This window comes from Dehalococcoidia bacterium (genome assembly GCA_025054935.1).
In the GTDB taxonomy this organism is placed as follows: domain Bacteria; phylum Chloroflexota; class Dehalococcoidia; order SpSt-223; family SpSt-223; genus JANWZD01.
This window is the reverse complement of sequence record JANWZD010000036.1, coordinates 1-1,931: the sequence shown is the minus strand read 5'-3', so window position 1 is coordinate 1,931 and position 1,931 is coordinate 1. Positions and strand designations below refer to the sequence as shown.

Sequence of the window (1,931 nt, the reverse complement as noted above, 5' to 3'; positions counted from 1 at the left end):
TCTCCACCTGCGCCAGTCCCTCGGCTGAGCCCCTCCTCAGCCCGCCCGCATCCGCCCCGCAGCACGCAAGCCGGCGGAATGCCGGTGCCGCCCGCATCACTCAGGACGCCGACCTCCCCCGGGGCCTGATGGCCGAACTGGAGGCCGACGTGCGCCTCTTCGCCACCGCCGACCGCCTCGAGGGCATGACCGCCTTCCTCCAGCGCCGCCCACCCCGCTATCAGGGCGCCTAGCACTCCGCTCCACAGCACACTTGACACTGACATACGGTGTTTTGTATCGTCCTCCTTTGCAAAGAAACGCAGCATCTCCCACCGCGCACGATTGGGAGAAGAGCGGATGCCCCACCAAACGCGCTCTGCCGCCGCGCTCTTGGTGCTCCTCCTCGCCAGCCTCGTCCTCGCCCTCTTCCCGCCCTCGACGGCCGCCCGCTCCCCGCTCTCGCTCCCATCTTCCGACGCCCCCCTCACCACGTGGGTGACCGACGGTCCTGTCTTTGCCGTTGCCCGCGCCGGCAATGCGATCTATCTCGGGGGCAACTTCACCTCCGTCGGGCCGCCCACCGGCTCGTTCGTCGCGCTTCACTCCACGACCGGGGCGCATGATGCCAGCTGGCCGACGGTGAACGGGCCGGTGTATGCCGTCGCTCCGGACGGCAGCGGCGGCTGGTACATCGGCGGCAGTTTCACCAAGGTGGGCGGGCTGGACCGCCGACACCTCGCACGGATACGAGTTGACAAGACCGTCGACCCGACGTGGAACCCCAACCCGAACAACTGGGTCTATGCGCTGGCAGTGAGCGGCAGCACCCTCTATGTCGGCGGCGACTTCACCCACATCGGCGGCCAGCCGCGCAACCGCCTTGCCGCCTTCAATACCACCACCGGCACCCTCCTCCCCTGGAACCCCAACGCGAACAACCGGGTCTTGGCCTTGGGAGTGGGCCTCGGCGGAGGAACCCTTTACGTCGGCGGCGACTTTACGCGAATCGGAGGCCAAGACCGCAACCGCCTCGCCGCCCTCAACACCGCCTCTGGCAACGCCGATCCCTTGTGGAATCCTAACGCAAACGGCACGGTTCGGGCGCTCGCCATTAGAGACACCACCATCTATGTTGGCGGCAGCTTCACCCAAATTGGAGGGCACGAGCGCAACTACGTCGCCGCTATCACAACGAGTGTTTTCGGCTTCCACGTCGTCACTGATTGGAATCCCAACGCAAACGCCACGGTCTTCGCCCTCGCCGTGAGAGAGAACGTCGTCTATGCCGGCGGCGACTTCACTTCGATTCGGGGAGCCCCTCGCAATTACCTCGCCGCTCTCGACGCCACCTCTGGCCACGTTACTCTGTGGAACCCCAATGCGAACGGCTCGGTCCGGGCGCTCGCTGTCAGCGGCGCCACGCTCTATGTCGGCGGCGACTTCACTCAAATCGGCGACCAGTTGCGCAGCCGCGCTGCCGCTCTCACTACCCATATCCCTGCCAACGCCACCGACTGGAACCCCAACGCAAACGGTCGGGTTCGGGCGCTGGCAGTAGCGGGAAGCGGCGCTATACTTGCTGGCGGCGACTTCTCCTCTGTCGGCAGCCAAACGCGCAATCGCCTCGCCACGCTCGACGTCGCCACCGGCAGCCTCCTTCCGTGGAACCCCATTGCGAACAACACGGTCTGGGCGCTTGCAGTGCGCGGCAGCACCCTCTACGTCGGCGGCGCCTTCACCCAAATCGGCGGCCAGCCGCGCAACTACCTTGCCGCCTTCGACATCACTACCGGCGCAGTCACTGACTGGATGCCTAGCGCGAATGGCTCGGTCGTGGCGCTTACTGTTAGCGGCGCCACGCTCTACGTCGGCGGCCTCTTCACCGAAATCAGCGGCCAGCCGCGCAACCGCCTTGCCGCCTTTGACACAACGACCGGCACCCTCCTCCC

The 1,931-nt window shown here is 66.4% G+C and carries 2 protein-coding genes; both read left to right on the top strand.

Features of this window, described 5'->3' with window-relative positions; all coding sequences use genetic code 11:
• The coding region (locus NZ773_16130) for a crotonase (protein MCS6803455.1) at positions 1-233 on the top strand (233 nt) is incomplete at its 5' end.
• 106 nt (positions 234-339) lie between these two features.
• Positions 340-1,931, top strand: a 1,592-nt coding sequence (locus tag NZ773_16125) for a PQQ-like beta-propeller repeat protein (protein ID MCS6803454.1), incomplete at its 3' end; no start/stop codon positions are given.